This is a genomic window from Burkholderia sp. F1 (assembly GCF_050813845.1).
In the GTDB taxonomy this organism is placed as follows: domain Bacteria; phylum Pseudomonadota; class Gammaproteobacteria; order Burkholderiales; family Burkholderiaceae; genus Burkholderia; species Burkholderia ubonensis.
On the sequence record NZ_CP172422.1, the window covers coordinates 2,989,924 to 3,006,909 of the forward strand.

Annotated in this window: 14 protein-coding genes; 9 read left to right on the plus strand and 5 right to left on the minus strand. The window is 70.3% G+C overall.

Going from position 1 to position 16,986, the window contains the following annotated elements:
• The first annotated feature begins 34 nt into the window (after nucleotides 1-34).
• From ACFIMZ_RS31900 to ACFIMZ_RS31915, 4 genes are all read left to right on the plus strand, one after another.
• The gene (locus ACFIMZ_RS31900; protein WP_431823421.1) at nucleotides 35-1,783 is read left to right on the plus strand and encodes a GMC family oxidoreductase; all 1,749 of its coding nucleotides are present in this window, start codon (nucleotides 35-37) and stop codon (nucleotides 1,781-1,783) included.
• The gene (locus ACFIMZ_RS31905; protein ID WP_431823422.1) at nucleotides 1,770-4,220 is read left to right on the plus strand and encodes an alpha/beta hydrolase fold domain-containing protein; all 2,451 of its coding nucleotides are present in this window, start codon (nucleotides 1,770-1,772) and stop codon (nucleotides 4,218-4,220) included. Before ACFIMZ_RS31900 ends, ACFIMZ_RS31905 begins: the two co-directional genes overlap by 14 nt.
• Nucleotides 4,221-4,474: 254 nt before the next feature.
• A complete protein-coding gene (locus ACFIMZ_RS31910) occupies nucleotides 4,475-4,807 on the plus strand; it encodes a type II toxin-antitoxin system RelE/ParE family toxin (protein ID WP_431823423.1) in 333 nt (110 codons plus the stop codon).
• Complete coding sequence (locus tag ACFIMZ_RS31915; RefSeq protein ID WP_431823424.1) at nucleotides 4,804-5,133, plus strand: addiction module antidote protein; 330 nt, start codon at nucleotides 4,804-4,806, stop codon at nucleotides 5,131-5,133. Before ACFIMZ_RS31910 ends, ACFIMZ_RS31915 begins: the two co-directional genes overlap by 4 nt.
• A gap of 15 nt (nucleotides 5,134-5,148) precedes the next feature.
• Here the strand turns inward: ACFIMZ_RS31915 and ACFIMZ_RS31920 are convergent, their stop codons facing one another.
• Nucleotides 5,149-7,164, minus strand: coding sequence for an LssY C-terminal domain-containing protein (locus ACFIMZ_RS31920; protein WP_431823425.1), 2,016 nt, complete (start codon nucleotides 7,162-7,164; stop codon nucleotides 5,149-5,151).
• A gap of 105 nt (nucleotides 7,165-7,269) precedes the next feature.
• Nucleotides 7,270-7,722 (minus strand): hypothetical protein, encoded by a 453-nt coding sequence (locus tag ACFIMZ_RS31925; protein WP_431823426.1) that lies wholly within the window; start codon nucleotides 7,720-7,722, stop codon nucleotides 7,270-7,272.
• Nucleotides 7,723-8,088: 366 nt separating this feature from the next.
• Between ACFIMZ_RS31925 and ACFIMZ_RS31930 the strand changes: the two genes are divergently transcribed.
• The 3 genes from ACFIMZ_RS31930 to ACFIMZ_RS31940 all read left to right on the plus strand — a co-directional run bounded on the left by ACFIMZ_RS31930 (nucleotide 8,089) and on the right by ACFIMZ_RS31940 (nucleotide 11,378).
• The gene (locus ACFIMZ_RS31930; protein WP_431823427.1) at nucleotides 8,089-8,736 is read left to right on the plus strand and encodes a response regulator; all 648 of its coding nucleotides are present in this window, start codon (nucleotides 8,089-8,091) and stop codon (nucleotides 8,734-8,736) included.
• Nucleotides 8,733-10,556, plus strand: coding sequence for an MASE4 domain-containing protein (locus tag ACFIMZ_RS31935; protein ID WP_431823428.1), 1,824 nt, complete (start codon nucleotides 8,733-8,735; stop codon nucleotides 10,554-10,556). Before ACFIMZ_RS31930 ends, ACFIMZ_RS31935 begins: the two co-directional genes overlap by 4 nt.
• A gap of 141 nt (nucleotides 10,557-10,697) precedes the next feature.
• Complete coding sequence (locus ACFIMZ_RS31940) at nucleotides 10,698-11,378, plus strand: hypothetical protein (RefSeq protein WP_431823429.1); 681 nt, start codon at nucleotides 10,698-10,700, stop codon at nucleotides 11,376-11,378.
• Between the two features lie 15 nt (nucleotides 11,379-11,393).
• Here the strand turns inward: ACFIMZ_RS31940 and ACFIMZ_RS31945 are convergent, their stop codons facing one another.
• Entirely contained in the window at nucleotides 11,394-12,704 is a 1,311-nt protein-coding gene (locus tag ACFIMZ_RS31945; protein ID WP_431823430.1) for an MFS transporter, read from the minus strand.
• 41 nt (nucleotides 12,705-12,745) lie between these two features.
• A complete protein-coding gene (locus ACFIMZ_RS31950; protein ID WP_431823431.1) occupies nucleotides 12,746-13,762 on the minus strand; it encodes an ABC transporter substrate-binding protein in 1,017 nt (338 codons plus the stop codon).
• A gap of 167 nt (nucleotides 13,763-13,929) precedes the next feature.
• Between ACFIMZ_RS31950 and ACFIMZ_RS31955 the strand changes: the two genes are divergently transcribed.
• Together ACFIMZ_RS31955 and ACFIMZ_RS31960 are read left to right on the plus strand one after the other, a co-directional pair.
• On the plus strand, nucleotides 13,930-14,595 hold the full coding sequence (locus tag ACFIMZ_RS31955) for a response regulator transcription factor (RefSeq protein ID WP_431823432.1): 666 nt from the start codon (nucleotides 13,930-13,932) through the stop codon (nucleotides 14,593-14,595).
• Nucleotides 14,582-16,009: a sensor histidine kinase gene (locus ACFIMZ_RS31960; protein WP_431823433.1), complete on the plus strand. Its 1,428-nt coding sequence runs from the start codon at nucleotides 14,582-14,584 to the stop codon at nucleotides 16,007-16,009. The genes ACFIMZ_RS31955 and ACFIMZ_RS31960 overlap by 14 nt, the downstream gene beginning before the upstream one ends.
• A gap of 141 nt (nucleotides 16,010-16,150) precedes the next feature.
• On the opposite strand, the gene ACFIMZ_RS31965 is transcribed toward ACFIMZ_RS31960, so the two are convergent.
• Nucleotides 16,151-16,966: a hypothetical protein gene (locus ACFIMZ_RS31965; RefSeq protein WP_431823434.1), complete on the minus strand. Its 816-nt coding sequence runs from the start codon at nucleotides 16,964-16,966 to the stop codon at nucleotides 16,151-16,153.
• Between the last annotated feature and the right edge of the window lie 20 nt (nucleotides 16,967-16,986).

Below are 16,986 nucleotides of genomic sequence, written 5' to 3' on the forward strand. Positions count from 1 at the left end.
GCGCCTGACCCGCCGATTTTCCGGAGACAAGTCCATGACCCAGACATTCGACTACATCGTCGTCGGCGGCGGCTCGGGCGGCTGCGTCGTCGCGGGGCGCCTGACCGAGGACCCGGACGTCACCGTCTGCGTGCTCGAAGCCGGCAACCGCGGCGACGGCACGCTCGTCAACGTGCCGACCGGCGCCGTCGCGATGATGCCGACCCGCATCAACAACTGGGCGTTCGAGACCGTGCCGCAGCCGGGGCTCGGCGGACGCCGCGGCTACCAGCCGCGCGGCAAGGCGCTCGGCGGCTCGTCCGCGATCAACGCGATGGTCTACATCCGCGGCCACCGCAGCGACTACGACCATTGGGCCGCGCTCGGCAACGCGGGCTGGGGCTACGACGACGTGCTGCCTTACTTCAGGCTCAGCGAGCACAACGAACGCTTCGACGATGCATGGCACGGCCGCGACGGCCCGCTGTGGGTCAGCGACCTGCGCACCGGCAACCCGTTTCACGCGCGCTACCTGGAGGCGGCTCGCCAGGCCGGCCTGCCGCTGACCGACGATTTCAACGGCGCGCAGCAGGAAGGCATCGGCCTCTACCAGGTCACGCAGAAGCACGGCGAACGCTGGAGCGCGGCGCGCGCGTACCTGCTGCCGCACGTCGGCCGCCGCGACAACCTCGCGGTCGAGACGCACGCGCAGGTGCTGCGCATCCTGTTCGACGGCACGCGCGCGGTCGGCGTCGAGGTGCGGCAGCACGGCGCAGTCCGCACGCTGCGCGCGCGGCGCGAAGTCGTGCTGGCCGCGGGCGCGTTCCAGACGCCGCAACTGCTGATGCTGTCCGGCGTCGGCCCGACGGCTGAACTCGAACGTTTCGGCATCCGTACGCTCGTCGACCTGCCGGGCGTCGGCCGCAACCTGCAGGACCATCCCGACTTCATCTTCGGCTACCGCACGCGCAGCGTCGACACGATGGGCGTGTCGGCGCGCGGCGGCCTGCGCATGCTGCGCGAGTTGCTGCGCTTCCGCCGCGAGCGGCGCGGGATGCTGACGTCGAATTTCGCGGAAGGCGGCGGCTTCCTGAAGACGCGCGCCGCGCTCGACGCGCCGGACATCCAGCTGCATTTCGTCGTCGCGCTGGTCGACGACCACGCGCGGCGCCTGCATGCCGGCCACGGGCTGTCGTGCCACGTGTGCCTGCTGCGGCCGCGCAGCCGCGGCTCGGTCACGCTGCAGAGCGCCGATCCGCTCGCCGCGCCGCGCATCGATCCGGCGTTCTTCGACGATCCGCGCGATCTCGACGACATGGTCGCGGGCTTCAAGCTGACGCGCCGGCTGATGCAGACGCCCGCGCTCGCCGGCTGGATCACGCACGACATGTTCACCGCGAACGTGACGACCGACGACGAGATCCGCGACGTGCTGCGGCAGCGCACGGACACCGTGTACCACCCGGTCGGCACGTGCCGGATGGGACGCGACGCGCTCGCGGTCGTCGATCCGCAACTGCGCGTGCGCGGGCTGCAGGGGCTGCGGATCGTCGATGCGTCCGTGATGCCGACGCTGATCGGCGGCAACACCAACGCGCCGACGATCATGCTCGCCGAGAAGGCGGTCGACCTGATCCGCGGGGTCAGCCGCGTGCAGGGACGGCCGCATGCCGATGCGAAGGCTGCGATGAATGCCGCGGCACGGGCCGTCGCAGCGACCGTCGCCGAACCCGACACCCACCCCGGCGCCGTTCACGCGCCACCTTCCGCCCAACCGAAGGAGACCCGCGATGCGATCGCCTGATTTCGCCGCCCTCGACGACACCCCCCCGCCGCTTGCCGCCATCATCATCGGCGCGGGCTTCGCCGGCATCGGCATGGCGATCGCGCTGCAGCGCGCCGGCGTGCACGACTTCGTGATCCTCGAACGCGCGCACGACGTCGGCGGCGTCTGGCGCGACAACAGCTATCCGGGCGCCGCATGCGACGTGCCCTCGCATCTTTACTCGTTCTCGTTCGAGCCGAATCCCGGCTGGTCGCGCACGTTCGCGCGGCAGCCGGAAATCCACGCGTACCTGCAGCACTGCGCGCGCAAGTACGGCCTCGCGCGGCACCTGCGCTTCGGCGCGGAAGTCGCGCACGCACGCTACGACGAGCCCCACGCGCTGTGGCGCGTGACGCTGACGGACGGCACGACGCTGAGCGCCGCGCTGCTCGTCAGCGGCACCGGGCAGTTGAGCCGTCCCGCGCTGCCGAACCTGCCCGGCATGGAAACCTTCCGCGGCCGCGCGTTCCATTCCGCGCACTGGGACCACGGCTATCCGCTCGCCGGCAAGCGCGTCGCGGTAGTCGGCACGGGCGCGTCGGCGATCCAGTTCGTGCCGGCGATCGCCGATGCCGTGAAGACGCTGACGGTGTTCCAGCGCTCGCCCGCCTACCTGATTCCGCGCCCGGATCGCCCATACCGGCCGTGGGAGCGGGCGCTGTTCCGGCGGCTGCCGTGGGCGATGAAGCTGCATCGCGCGGCGATCTACGTCCGCTACGAATCGCGCGCGCTCGCGTTCACGCGCTTCAACGGGCTGATGAAGTTCGCGGTCGGCCGGCCGTTCTTCAGGATGCTTGCGCGGCAGGTGCCAGACGCGGCGCGGCGCGAGCAGCTCACGCCCGACTACCCGATCGGCTGCAAGCGGCTCCTGCTGTCGAACGACTATCTGGCCACGATGAGCAAGCACAACGTCGAACTCGTCACGCAAGGCATCCGCCGCGTGACCGAGCACGGTATCGAGACCGCCGACGGCACGCATCACCCGGTCGACGCGATCGTCTACGGCACCGGCTTCGCGGCAACCGAATTCCTGTCGCCGATGCGCATCACCGGCCGCGGCGGGCTCGACCTGAACGACGCGTGGCGGCATGGCGCACAGGCGTATCTCGGGATGACCGTGCCGGGCTTTCCGAATTTCTTCATGCTGTACGGCCCGAACACCAATCTCGGCCACAACTCGATCGTCTACATGCTCGAGAGCCAGATCGCGCACGTGATGCGCTGCGTGCGGGCGATGCGGCGGGCCGGCGCGACCGCGATCGACGTCGACGCGCGCCGCTACCGGCGCTACAACGTGCACGTCCGGCAGCGCCTCGCGGGCTCGGTGTGGAGCGGCTGCAAGAGCTGGTATGTCGACGCGTCCGGCCACAACAGCACCAACTGGCCCGGCTTCACGCTGTCGTACCGCTGGCTCGCGCGCTTCTCCGGGCTCGCCGCGTATCGCTTCTCGACCGCATTGCCGGGTGCGGCCGGACGCGGCGGCGGCATCGCCGTCGCCGCGCCGAACGGCGCGCTGGAGGCGCTGAATGCCGGCTTCCTGCGCGGCTTCCTGCGGGTCGGCTTCCGCTCGCTGATCGGGCCGCCGTTCGGCGTCGGCCTCCAGCGGCGCGTCGTCGGGCTGCTGTCGCCGCTGATGCCGGGCATCGGCGGCGTGATCCGCTATCGCACGTCGGCGGGCGGCGTGCCGGCCGAAGTGATTGCGCCGAAGCGCGGCGACGCCGGCGGCGCGATCCTCTATCTGCACGGCGGCGCCTTCTGCCTCGGCGGGCCCGGCACGCACCGCGGCGTGACGACGCGGCTCGCCGACGAAGCGGGGATGGCGGTGTGGACGCCCGATTACCGGCTCGCGCCCGAGCACCCTTGCCCCGCCGCGCTCGACGATGCGCTGGCCGCGTATGCGGCGTTGCGCACGCAGGGCTACGCGCCGGCGCGCATCGTCGTCGCCGGCGATTCGGCGGGCGGCGCGCTCGCGCTGGCGCTCGCGATCGCGTTGCGCGACCGGGGCGAGCCCGCGCCGGCCGCGCTGCTGCTGATCTCGCCCGTCACCGACGCGTCACTCGGCGGCGACACGCTGGCGTCGCGGCGCGGCGACGATCCGATGATCCGGCGCGGCTGGCTTGAACAGGGGTTGCGCTGGTATCACGGCGCCGGCGCGGCCGCGACGCGCGGCCCGCTCGACGTCGACCTGCGCGGCCTGCCGCCGATGCTGATCCAGGCGGGCGACCAGGAAGTGCTGCTGTCGGACGCGCAGCGGCTCGCGGCGCATGCGCTCGCGTGCGGCGTGCCGTGCCGTCTCGAAGTCCACGCGGCGCGCTGGCATGTGTTCCACCTGCAGTCGTTCTACCTGCGCTCGGCGCGCGACGCGCTGCGCACGCTCGCGGGATTCGCGCGGGATCGGGTGGTCGCGCTGCCATAGCGACGACGTGGCCGCGTTGCCCGTTCGGCCAATAGCGTGCAGTCCGTCCCCGATGAAAGAATCGATCTCGTCCGGGTAACGGGTTTCATCGCTTGAGTTTTATCGCCTGAAACGCCGAATGAAAGGCGCTGCATGCCCCCGGGCCGCAGCGCCTTTTTCTTTGCGGCGCGTGCTTCGCTCCCGTCCGCATTCCGCCCGGCAAGCCACGCAATCCGCTCCGCTTTCTTTTTTCATTTTGTAGTTTATAAGTTACAATGCCGTCTGTCGTCGAACGCCTTCGCTATCGATGCGATGACGGCCACGAGCCGTTTACCGAATGGCTGGTTGCCGTGCGCGACAAGGTCGCCCAGGCGCGGATTCGCGTTCGCCTGCGTCAGGTCCAGATGGGCAACTTCGGCGATTGCAGGCCGGTCGGCGAAGGCGTGATCGAACTGCGCGTCCATGTCGGCGCCGGATACCGCGTGTATTGCGGCCGGCACGGCGACACGCTGGTGCTGCTGTCGAGCGGCGGCGACAAGGACAGCCAGACTGCCGACATCCGCTACGCGAAGGCACTCTGGTCGGAATGGAAACGGAGGCAATCATGAGCAAACTCGAAGGCGCGGTGCCGCACCACGACGCGGAACTCGCCGAACTGCGCGCGGACCGCGAACTCGCCGTCGAATACCTGAAGGCGGCCATGGCATCGCTCGACGATCCCGACAACCGCGCAGGCGGCCTGCTCGCGCTGCGCACCGTCGCCGAAGCCTATGGCGGCCTCGGCGCCGTCGCGGCGCAGGCCGGCATCAGCCGGGAGGCGCTCTATCGCGCGCTGTCACCCAACGGCAACCCGACGCTGAAAACCCTGATCGCGGTGCTCAAGACGGTCGGCCTGCGCCTTTCCGTCGAACCGGAACAGCACGCGCGCACGTAAGCGACACACACGCGATCACGGCCGCGCCATCCACACCAGCAGCACGTCCGCCGGCGCCGAGCTTGCGCCCGCCGGCGGATGCACGATCTTCGCGTCGACCGCGAGCGCCTGCGCGATGTCCGCGGCGCCGTCGATCGTTGCGCTGCGCACGATCGTCATCAGCCCCACCGGACGGCGCAGCGTTTCGCGATACAGCGCGCCATACCACAGCGCCCGCGTGCCCTGCGCATCCTTCAGCACGTACGGATAGCGCCACAGCCGCAGCACGAGCCGGCGGTTCGGCTGTCCGGGCTCGACGCGCACGAACACCCGCCGCGTGTCCACGCCCTGCGAATAGCGCGGCAGCACCGGCAGCCCGTCGGCCGGCGTCTGCGGCAGCAGCCAGCGCAGCGCGGTCTGCCCGGACCACGGCGTCGCGCGCTGCCAGCCGGCCCGCGCGAGATGCCGGTCGAGCGTGTCGGACGACGCGCACCACTGCAGCGGCAGGAATTCCTCGCGATCGCCGCTGATTTCGGTGCGCCGCGCCGGCACGGACTGCCAGCCGCCGTCCATCCACTGGTCGACCGTCATCGCGACCACCCTGGCATGCGCGTGCTGGTCCCGGTCGGCCTGCCACGCCGCCGGAATCGTCCACACGCCGGCCGTCGCGAGCACCACGACGACGGCGACGAGCGCCCCCTTCGGCTGGACCTCGTCGCGCACGTGCCCGAACGCATAGACGCCGGCGAGCAACGCGAACCACGCGAGCCCGAGGCTCCAGCCGCCGAGCAGCCCGGACAGCCACGCGTTGCCGAGATACAGCCGCGCGAAGCCGCCGAGCACGATCCACAGCATGATCGCCGTCGCGACGCCGTTGCGCCACAGCACCGCGCGCCCGCGCGTCAGCACCCAGCCCATGCAGCCGGTCGCGACGATCGCGAACGCCGCGTCGGCGTCCGGCAGCGGCACATGCGCGCCGCCGGCCGCGAAGGTCGCGGGCGTGCCGCCGTCCGGCGCGACGCCGAACGGCGGCACGAGCACGACCGCGACGCCGACCGCCGCGATCCACCACGCGACCGTCAGCCAGCAGCGGTGGATCATCAGCCAGACCAGGAACGCGGCCGCGACGATCAGGCCGACATCGCGGCCGCTCAGCACCACGACCGCGCGCATCGCCGCGTCGACGGGCGGCGTGCGCAGGTTCTGCAGGAACGCGTACAGCGCGGTGTCGGCGCGCATCAGCGGATCGTTCGCGACGACGTCCTCCACGACGCCGGCGAACAGCCAGACGCTGCCGACGAACAGGAGCGCGAGCATCGGGATCGCGCCCGGCAGCCGGCGCACGCGGGCGGCCAGCCTGCGCAGCCGCGCGGCGACCCTCGGCCAGCGATGCGTGCCCGCGCGCACGGCTGCGGCCGCCGCGCGGCGCAACAGCGGCACGCCGCGCCGCAGCGCGACCCGCACGCCGAACCACACGGCCGCGACCAGCGCGGCGACGACCAGCAGGATCGCGGCGACCCGCGTGCTGACCGCCTCGGCCAGCGCGGCCGACGCGCCGAACGCGATGCCCGGCGCGACATGCACCGGCGCCCACACGAGCGCCGACGCGATGTTCGTCGGATAGAACGACCTGCGCGGCAGGGACGCACAGCCGACCACGACCGGCACGACCGCACGCACCGGCGCGAGGAAGCGCGCGAGCGCGATGCTTTTCATGCCGTGGCGCAGCACGAACTGCTCGCCGCGTTCGTATGACGCCGCGCGCCCGATGCGCGTCCACCAGTTCCGAACCTCGCTGCGGTAGCGCCGGCCGAGCTCGTAGCTGATCCCGTCGCCGACGACCGCGCCGGCGGCCGCGACGCCGATCGTGATCCAGCCGTCGAGCGCGCCCGCGCCGATCAGCGCGCCCGCCGCGAACATCACCGCGCCGGCCGGCACCACCGTGCCGATCAACGCGATCGCTTCGGCACACGCGGTCGCGAACACGATGACGAGCACGAGCGCCGGATGCGCGCCGACGGCGCCGAGCCACGCATGGATCGTTTCGCTCATCGCCTGTCCTGTCGAAGGGCGGCCCCGCTGCGCCGGCGACGCTGGGCGTCCGCCGCCGTCGCGGCTGTCATGAGGGTGTGCACGCCGTCGCGCCGTGCCCGTGCGTCAGCCGATCTCGTGCCGCCGCGCATCCGCCTCGAGCGGCGCGGCGTCGTAGCCGACCGTCGCGATCTCGCGCAGATAGCGCGCGAGAAACGCGCCGATCGACCCGGCGGCTTCGTACTGGTGCACATGGCGGAATTCGTGAGTGAGAAGCCGGCGCGTGTCGTGCCCCTGCAGCACGAACACCGCGTGGCCGAGCGTCAGGCCGATCGTGCCCGGCGACAGCAGCCCGGCTTCGCGTGCGAGCGCGGCGAGCGCCGGCTCGTCGGGAAACGGCAGCTGCGCGGCGCTGACGACGCGGATCCGCTCCGGCAGCGCGACGCCGACCGAGCGCGCATCGGCGGCGAGCGCCGGCGTCAGCGGCGCGCCCTGCGCGAGCCCGCGGGCCGCCTGCGCTTCCGCCCACTCGACCGCGGCAGGCAGCGCGCCCGGCAGGATGGCGGCAAGATCGATCATCGATGGCTCTCCTCGGAGGATGGGGGCGGCATCGGACCCAGTGTAGCCCCGAATCGTCACGGGCCGCGACGCCCGACGCCCGTGCCGCCGAAGCAAGCGCGCAAGCGACGCCACGTCGGACGGCCCGGCATTTCGTCAGACGATTAAATCGCCGCCGTGCGCCGATTATTTAGTCCTGGTACCGATTCCGTCTGTTGCGTCGCAGAAAATTTCTTCGACGTGTACCGTTTTCCGGTCAGGCGGAATATATTGATCGGAACAACGGCCGGCGCGCAGGCGTCGCGCGCGCCGGCCGTCACGCAATGCCGTCCGCACGACACCGCGCCCCCGCGCGCCGAAGCGTCATCCCGCCAAGAGGACCGCTCCATGATCAAGGTGATACTGGCCGACGACCACGCAGTCATGCGAGACGGGCTGCGTCACATACTCGAGACGGCCGGCGGTTTCGAAATCGTCGGCGAAGCCTGCGACGGCCCGACCACGCTTGCGATGGCCGGGCGCGGCGCGGCCGACGTGCTGCTGCTCGACCTGTCGATGCCCGCGCCGACCGGCATCGAGCTCCTCAAGCTGATCAAGACCCACGCGCCGACGCTGCGCACGCTCGTGCTCACGATGCACACGGAGGAGCAGTACGCGGCGCGCGCGTTCAAGGCCGGCGCGACCGGCTACCTGACGAAGGACAGCGCAACCGCCGAGCTGGTCACGGCGGTCGGCAAGGTGGCGTCGGGCGGCGTCTACGTGAGCCCGTCGGCGGCGCAGAGCCTTGCCCGGACCCTGCACGCGCCGGTCGACACGCCGCCGCACGAACGGCTGTCGGCGCGCGAATTCGACGTGATGCGCCGCATCGTCGCGGGACAGACCGTCACGCAGATCGCGAGCGCGCTCGGCCTCAGCACGAAGACGGTCAGCACCTACAAGATGCGCATTCTCGAAAAAATGGACCTGCCGCACGACGCGGCGCTGATCCGCTATGCGGTGCGCCACGGCCTCGGCATCGACCTGGACGACGCATGACGCACGCCGTGACGCCCAAGCCCGGCTCCCCGAGGCCGGACGACCCGCCCGCCCCGACGGACGCCGCAACGCGCGACGCCGATACGGACGCGTCGCACATGTTCATGTCGTCGCTACGGCCGGAGCGGCGCGAGCGCCAGCTCGCGCGCGCGACCGTGATCGTCTCGGCGGCGATCTTCGTCGCGCTGGCGCCGTTCGCGAAGATGCCGCTCGCGCAGGAGTGGGGGTTCATTCCGGTCTACCAGACGGCGATCCTCGTCAACGACATGGTGACGGCCGGCCTGCTGCTCGGCCAATACGCGATCCTGCGCGAGCGCGCGCTGCTGGCGCTCGCGGCCGGCTACCTGTTCACCGGCTTCATGGCCGGCGTGCACATGCTGACCTTCCCCGGCCTGTTCGCGCCGACCGGCCTGCTGCACGCGGGCGAACAGACGACCGCGTGGCTGTACATGTTCTGGCACGGCGGCTTCCCGCTCGTGGTCGCGTGCTATGCACTGCTGCGCGACGCCCCGCGCACGCCGCCGAAGCCGGCCCGTCACGCGGCGATCCCGATCGCGGGCTGCGTCGTCGCGACTGCGCTGGCGACCGGCGCGGTCGCGCTGTTCACAACCGCGGGGCACGACTACCTGCCGCGCATCATGCGCGGCAACCGGATGATCGAGCCGCTGCTGAGTCCGGTCGTGGCCGTCTGGGCGCTGAACCTGATCGCGCTCGCGTTGATGTGGCGGCGCCGGCGCCGCCATTCGGTACTCGACCTGTGGGTGATGATCGTCACGGTCGCTTGGCTGTTCGATATCGCCATGTCGGCGATGCTGAATCACGGCCGCTTCGATCTCGGCTTCTACGCGGGGCGCACATACGGGCTCATCGCATCGAGCCTCGTGCTGTTCGCGCTGCTGTTCGAGAACGGCCGGCTGCATGCGCGCACGGCGCGCGCGCTCGCCGGCGAAAGGAGCGAGCATCAGCTCGTGCTGCAAAAGACCGCGGAGCTGAACGACGCGAACGAACGCCTCGAGCAGCGCGTCGCCGCGCGCACCGCGCAGCTGAGCGCGTCGAACCGCGACCTGCGGCGCGAGGTCGAGGAGCGCGTGCGCGCGGAGCGGGCCTTGCAGGCGTCGCGCGAGGAGCTGCGGGAGATCTCGGCGATCAGCGCGAGCGCGCGCGAAGCGGAGCAGCGCCGCATCGCGCGCGAGCTGCACGACGAACTCGCGCAGACGCTCGCGACGCTGAAGAACGATCTCGAATGGCTGATCGACCACGTGCCTCAGGACGACGCGCAGCTCGCGCGCAAGATCGCGGCGATGCACGGGCTCGCGCGCGGCGCGGTGGCCGCGACGCGGCGCATCGCGTCGGATCTCCGGCCGCTGATGCTCGACGATCTCGGCTTCGCCGCGGCGATGCAGTGGCTCGTGCAGAACTTCCGCCAGCGGCACGGCATCGGCTGCACGCTGTCCGTCGACCCGCCCGAGCAGAACCTCGCGGAACCGTATGCGACGGCCGTGTTCCGCATCGCGCAGGAAGCGCTGGCGAACGTCGCGCGCCATGCGGCCGCATCGCAGGTCGAGGTGGAGCTGGCATGCGGCGACGACGGCATCGTGCTGACGATCCGCGACGACGGCGCCGGCTTCGATCTGGGCGACCCGCGCAAGCCCAGCTCGTTCGGGCTCGTCGGGTTGCGCGAGCGGGCGTACCTGGTCGGCGGAACGCTGCGGATCGACACCGCGCGCGGCAAGGGCACGACCGTCGACGTCCACATTCCGTTGCAGCCCGCGCACGCGACGTTCGTGGCAGCCGACGGCGACGGGGGCCACGCGGGGTAGCGAACCTTCGAGCGCCGGGTCGGCGGCACGCGTCGCGCGCAACAGGATCGGCACGGCGCTACAATCCCCCGCCATCGCCACCGCCCCCGGCAATCGCCGTGGCCAGTGCGCCGGACGAACGGATCCAACGCATTCGACACGATGAAATCCATCCTGACCTTCCCGCTTTTCTTCCTGGCCGCCGTGGCGATCTGGCTCGCGTGGTCGCTGCTGTACTGGCCCGTCCTGCTCGGCCTGCAGGCGCTGACGACGCACCTGTTCATCCCTCACCCGGCGGGCAGCTACATCGGGCTCGGGTTCGTGTCGGCCGCGCGGCTCACGGATTTCCCGACGAGCTTCGTCAGTGCGTGCTCGGTTCCGTTCATGAACCTGCCGCTCGGATTCATCGCGACGTTCTGGTGGCTGGGCGTGGCGATCATCGTGCCCTCCGCGTACAGGCGCTACCGCGTCGTGGCTCGCAGCGCCCGCGCATCGCGGGCCGTCCTGCTCGGCGCGGCCCGTTCGCTGCTGACCATGACCGCCGTGTTCCTCGTCGTCGCGACGCCGTTCCTGCGGCGCTATGAAATCGTGTCGCAGGATCATCTCTACGTGCGGCACCTGTTCGACTGGCACGAGCGCGCGTATCCGCTCGCGTCGCTGAAGGCGATCACCGTGCAGATGCCGGAGAACGGTCGCGGCCCGATCACGTGGGATTTCGCGTTCAACGCCGGAGACCGCTTCTCTACGACCGCGCCCGATATCGACGCGCTCAAGTACCTGCTGTCGAAGGTACGGGTGTCGACCAACTTTTCGATCTCGGGCAGCGGGATCGTGCTGCGGTGACGCCACCCCGCGCGCTCACGCCCGCGCCGCGACCATCCCCCGCTCCGAGCGCGTCCACGCGACGAGCGCGCCGATCCCGAGCAACGCGAGACACACGATCGGCACGATCATCGGCCCGAACGCGGTGCCGGTGACCTTGCCGGCGAACGGCATCAGGTTCTGGCTGAAGAAGCCGCCGAGGTTGCCGATCGAGTTGATCGCCGCGACGCTCGCCGCCGCGCGCGCGCCGGTGAAGTAACGCGGCGGCATCGACCAGAAGCACGGATACAGCAGCGGGATGCACGCGCCGCCGAGCACGAGCGCGACGAAGCGCAGCGGCGTCGACGGCAGCACGAGGCTCAGCAGGAAGCCGAGCGCGCCGAGCGCCGCGACGATCGCGATCGTGCGCAGGATGCTCTTCGCGCGGCGCAGCTTCGTCGGCAGCCAGAGCAGCAGCAGCACCGCGAGCGCCCACGGCAGCATGCTGAGGAAACCGTTCATGCCGCTCGACACGCCGAACGACTTCACGAGCGTCGGCAGCCAGTAGGTCACGCCGTACAGCGACGTCGACATCAGCATGTAGGTCGCCGCGAACAGCATCACGCGCGGATCGAGCAGCGCCTTCCACGGCTGCCCGTGCTCGGCCTGCGCGGGCTTCTCGCGCTCGAGCGCGGCGGCGACGACCTGCTTCTCGCGCTCGTCGAGGAAGCGCGCGTCGCGATACGACGCGGGCAGCACGCGGAACACGACGATCGCGACCGCCACCGCCGGGATGCCCGTCGCGACGAACACCCACTGCCAGCCCGCGAGCCCCCACACGCCGTTCAGGCTCAGCAGCCAGCCGCCGACCAGCGAGCCGAGCATGTTCGCGAGTGCGCTGCCGAGCGTGAAGATGCCGAGCACCTTCGCGCGATAGCTCTGCGGAAACCACAGCGTCAGGTAGTAGATGACGCCCGGATAGAAGCCCGCCTCGGCGATGCCGAGCGCGAAGCGCAGCCCGCAGAACACCGGCATCGACGTCGTGAAGCCCATCGCCACCGTGATCAGCCCCCACGTCAGCATGATGCGCGCGAGCCACACCCGCGCGCCGTAGCGATGCAGCGCGAGCGTGCTCGGCACCTCGAACAGCAGGTAGCCGATGAAGAACAGCGACGACGCGAGACCGAACGCGGCCTCCGTCATCCCGAGGCTGTGCACCATCTGCAGTTTCGCGAAGCCGACGTTCTGCCGGTCGATGAACGCGATCAGGAACATCACGACGAGGATGGGCAGCAGGCGCCGCGCCATCTTCGACATGACGTGCCGCTCTTCGGCGGACGCGGGGTCCAGGGTTTCGGTGGCGTTCACTGCTTGCTCCTCCGTGGTGTCGGTTGTGTGTGGGGTTGCGCCTACGACGAGCGGAAGCCGTCGAGCATCGGCACGAACATCTCCTGCCACGTGCGCGGCTTCGCCTTGATCGTGCCGGCCATGTAGAGAAAATCGACGTAGTCCATCAGCTGGTTCGGCCGCACCGAGAAGCGCGTCTCGGGCGCGGCGAGCATCTGCATCACGTCGTCGTGCGACACGCCGACGCCCGACGCCGACGCGTAGATCGCCGCCGCCGCGCGCGGGTCCTGCGCGATCAGCCGGTTCGCGTCGTCGAGCGCGCCGAGGAATGCAGCGGCGAGCACGGGTTCCGCGTCGACGAGCCGCTTCGGCGCGAACACGACGTCGAGCGTCAGCGGGCCGAGCACGTCGACCGAGCTGACGACGCGATGGATGCCCGGCTGCCGGAGTTCGAGCGTCGAGAACGGCGGCGACGTGAAGTGCGCGGTGACGCCGCGCTCGTGCCGGATCAGCGCCTGCATCGCCTGCGGATGCGGCAGATTCACGGTGATCGAATCGAGTTGCGCGAACTGCTTCCGGCCCAGCAGCTTGCCCGCGACCATCTGCAGCACGACCGCCGACAGCGACGTGCGGATGCCCGGCACCGCGATCCGGTCGGACGGCGTGAAGTCGCGCAGCGACGCCAGCCCGGGCCGGTTCGCGTTCAGCGACAGCGACGTCGTCGACAGCCCGCTGATGCCGATCACCTCGACGTTCGGAATCCCGCGCGCCCGGGCCCACAGCTCGATGAAGCCCGGCGCGCCGGCGCCCGCGAAGTCGAGCGTGCCGGCCATCATCGCGTCGTTGACCGAGTTGCCGCCGTCGAGCAGCACCCAGTCGACGCTGACGTCGCGCACGCCGTGCCGCGCCGCGTGCCGCTCGAACAGCCGTCGCTGCTCCATCACGAGCAGCGGCAGGTACAGCACGCCGTAGCCTTTCGAGATCCGCACCGTGCGCGGCTTCGGCAGCACGAGCGACGGCGCGAGCGCCGCCCCGAGCCCGGCCGCGACGATCGCGCGGCGGCGCAGCGACGGCGTCATGCGGGGGCTCCCGCTTCGCTCGTTGCCTGCTGCATAGTGCCGTCTCCTCTGGTATTAATGCCGTCTCTGCACTTCCGGCTGCGCACAGGTTATCGGGCGAGTCTGAGAAAATGCTGACATCCCCTCCTCGGGAAAACCCGTAACCCAGTAATCGGCAGGACGGCAACATGCGCATTCTCGTCGTAGAGGACGACGCCGAAATCGGTGCGGCGATCCGCAGCCGCCTGACGCGGCTCGGCCACGCGGTGGACCTCGAGACCGACGGCGCGACGGCGAACAGCCTGCTGCGCGTCGAGCGCTTCGATCTCGTCGTGCTCGACGTGATGCTGCCCGCGATGGACGGCTTCGCGATCCTGCGCCACCTGCGCGCGTCGGGCAGCACGACGCCGGTGCTGCTCGTCACCGCGCGCTCCGCGATCGACGACCGCGTGAGCGGCCTCGGGCTGGGCGCGGACGACTACCTCGTGAAGCCGTTCGACTACCGCGAACTGGACGCGCGCGTGCAGGCGCTCCTGCGCCGCAACAGCGGCCACGCGAACGACGTGCTGACGCTCGGCGGCCTCACGATCGATCGCAGCAGCCGCCTCGCCGAACTCGACGGCCGGCCGCTGTCGCTGTCGCGCCAGGAGTTCGCGCTGCTCGAGATTCTCGCGAGCCGGCCGCAGCGGATCTTTTCGAAGGAAGAATTGCTGAACCAGCTGTTCAGCTTCGGCAACGAGCCGACCGCGAACGCGGTCGAGCAATACGTGACGCGCGTGCGCCGGAAGCTGCAGGGCAGCTCGGTCGAGATCCGCACCGCGCGCGGGATGGGGTATCAGATTGCCGCGCATTGACTGGTTTCCGAAGACGCTGTTCGGGCGCACGCTGCTGTTCATCGCGCTCGTCGTCGCATCGGGCGCGCTCGCGTTGGCCGCGATCGCGCGCTACTACGCGGGCGTCGCCGCCGAGCGCGCCTACGACCAGCTGCTCGCCGGCGCCGCGATCCAGGTCGCGGAAAACCTCTACGTGCAGGGCGGCGTGCTCGCGCTGAATCCGCCGGTCGCCGCGCTGTCGACGCTGTCGCGCTACGACCTCGTCTACTACAAGGTCGTCGATTCGCGCGGCGTCGTCGTGGCCGGCTACAACGATCTCGCGAGCCCCGCGACCCTCGACGCCGCGCGGCAGGGCCCCGCGTTCGCGAACGGCGCCTACCAGCGCCAGCGCATCCGGATGGCGACCATCGCGCGCTACATGCCCGAGGAGCGCACGCCCGGCTGGGCGCTCGTCACCGTCGCGCAGACGACGAACGCGCGCCAGCAGCTGACGAACGACATGAGCCTCAAGGTGTGGACGCTGATCCTGCTGATGAGCGTGCTCGCGATCGGCGCGAGCGGCCTCGCGATCCGGCGCGGCCTGCGGCCGCTCGCGCAGATCGAGACGATCATCGCCGCGCGCGATCCCGCCGACCTGCGGCCGGTGGCCGTCGATACGCCGAGCGAAATCGACGCGATCATCGGCGCGATCAACGGGCTGATGCGCCGGCTCGCGGAACGGATCGCGGCGATGCAGCGCTTCATCGCCGACGCCGCGCACCAGATGCGCACGCCACTCGCGCGGCTCGACGCGCAGATCGAGCTGCTCGGCAGCGAAGCCGATCCGGCGCGCCATGCGGCGCGGCTCGACGCACTGCGCGCGACCTGCGCGGACGTCGGGCGGCTCACCGGCCAGCTGCTGAATCACGCGATGGTGATCCATCGCACCGAGGTCGTGCCGCTGCAGCCGGTCGAGCTCGTCGCGCTTGCGAAGGAAGTGCTCGGCCGCACGATTCCGCTCGCCGACGAACGCGACGTGGCGGTCGCGTTCGACAGCGACGCGCCGCAGGCGTGGATCGACGGCGATGCGATCAGCCTGCAGGAAGCGCTGTCGAACGTGCTGCACAATGCGCTGCTGCACGGCCACGCGGACGACATCGCGGTGTCGGTCGCGACCGCCGGCGACGCGGTGACGCTGACCGTCACCGACAACGGCCGCGGCATTGCCCGCGAGCACTGGGACGCGGCGTTGCAGCCGTTCGTGCGGATCGCGCCGGACGGCAGCGAACGGCGCACGGGGTCGGGGCTCGGTCTCGCGATCGTGCAGGAAGTGATGAAGGCACACGGCGGGCGGGTCGGGTTCGCGTTTCCGCCGACGGGCGGGTTTGCGGTGGTGTTGACGTTTCCGCGTGTGACGTTCGGTGAAATCGGATTGTCCGAGCACACCGAACGATGAGCATCTCGGTCCCGTTCCAGGAACAGGGATTCGCATTCCCTCCGTCGGACACCTGTTACAAGCGGTTCAGTTCGGGGGGGGCACCTTCCACTGAAGATCCAGCAGACAGGTGCCGAGCCACGCGATAACACCGCAGCGTGCTCAATGCAATGCGGTGATCTTCACGGCCCCGCTCTTGCCGTTGTCGCCCGCGTCCTTGAGCATCACCAGCCCGGTCACGGGGCAGAAATGATCGACGACGTGCTGCGTAGTGGCCGGCACGGTCGTCGTGTGGCCGTACATGGTGATCCTGGTAGCTTGCTGCGTCTGGTCGTAGCTGATCGGCACACACGCGAGCCGACCGGCAACAGTGTCGAGTTGCTCCGCTTTTCCGATGCGCTTTGCCGTGGTCGTCACGACCGCCTTCGGCACGGCGACGTGATTGACATTCATGCCCATTGCCGACACCGCGCCCGCGAACGACACTTCGCTGCGTGTGCCAGGCAGCGTTGCGCCCTCGGTCAGGGATTCGCCGACGTAGCTGAGCAGGCCGGCCGTTTGCGCCGATATCGAGCCCGCCATCGACGCGCCGTTTGACGATGCGCGCATTGATCCATCAGAAGCGAGCGCCCCGAAGCGGGCGTGACCGTCAACGATCTGGAGCGCCATGTCGTTTTGGCTGCGCGAAGTGCGGCCCGCCACGCTCAGCGTCCCGCTCGCCCGTAACACACCGCTGCAATTGCCGTCGGGGGCCTTTTTGAAATCAAGCATGTCGACCTCGAGGACGATGCCCGCCGGCAACACCGACATCGTGAAGCCACCACCCTTATGCATCCAGGGCGCGTCGCACGCGAGCGCCGCATGCGCAGCGCCCGACGTTCCCCAGGCCGAGCCGGCGAGCAGCAGCATCACACCGTGCCGACGCAACGTGTGTCGCACCTGTCCATACCGCTTCGCTGCCGGAATCAAGCTTTCCATTTACACCCCCTCGTCACTGT

Coding starts and splice junctions, on each gene's coding strand:
- ACFIMZ_RS31940 (WP_431823429.1), top strand. CDS start 10,698: ATGAAATCCATCCTGACCTTCCCGCTTTTCTTCCTGGCCGCCGTGGCG.
- ACFIMZ_RS31905 (WP_431823422.1), top strand. CDS start 1,770: ATGCGATCGCCTGATTTCGCCGCCCTCGACGACACCCCCCCGCCGCTT.
- ACFIMZ_RS31925 (WP_431823426.1), bottom strand. CDS start 7,722: ATGATCGATCTTGCCGCCATCCTGCCGGGCGCGCTGCCTGCCGCGGTC.
- ACFIMZ_RS31965 (WP_431823434.1), bottom strand. CDS start 16,966: ATGGAAAGCTTGATTCCGGCAGCGAAGCGGTATGGACAGGTGCGACAC.
- ACFIMZ_RS31910 (WP_431823423.1), top strand. CDS start 4,475: ATGCCGTCTGTCGTCGAACGCCTTCGCTATCGATGCGATGACGGCCAC.
- ACFIMZ_RS31900 (WP_431823421.1), top strand. CDS start 35: ATGACCCAGACATTCGACTACATCGTCGTCGGCGGCGGCTCGGGCGGC.
- ACFIMZ_RS31955 (WP_431823432.1), top strand. CDS start 13,930: ATGCGCATTCTCGTCGTAGAGGACGACGCCGAAATCGGTGCGGCGATC.
- ACFIMZ_RS31935 (WP_431823428.1), top strand. CDS start 8,733: ATGACGCACGCCGTGACGCCCAAGCCCGGCTCCCCGAGGCCGGACGAC.
- ACFIMZ_RS31915 (WP_431823424.1), top strand. CDS start 4,804: ATGAGCAAACTCGAAGGCGCGGTGCCGCACCACGACGCGGAACTCGCC.
- ACFIMZ_RS31920 (WP_431823425.1), bottom strand. CDS start 7,164: ATGAGCGAAACGATCCATGCGTGGCTCGGCGCCGTCGGCGCGCATCCG.
- ACFIMZ_RS31950 (WP_431823431.1), bottom strand. CDS start 13,762: ATGACGCCGTCGCTGCGCCGCCGCGCGATCGTCGCGGCCGGGCTCGGG.
- ACFIMZ_RS31930 (WP_431823427.1), top strand. CDS start 8,089: ATGATCAAGGTGATACTGGCCGACGACCACGCAGTCATGCGAGACGGG.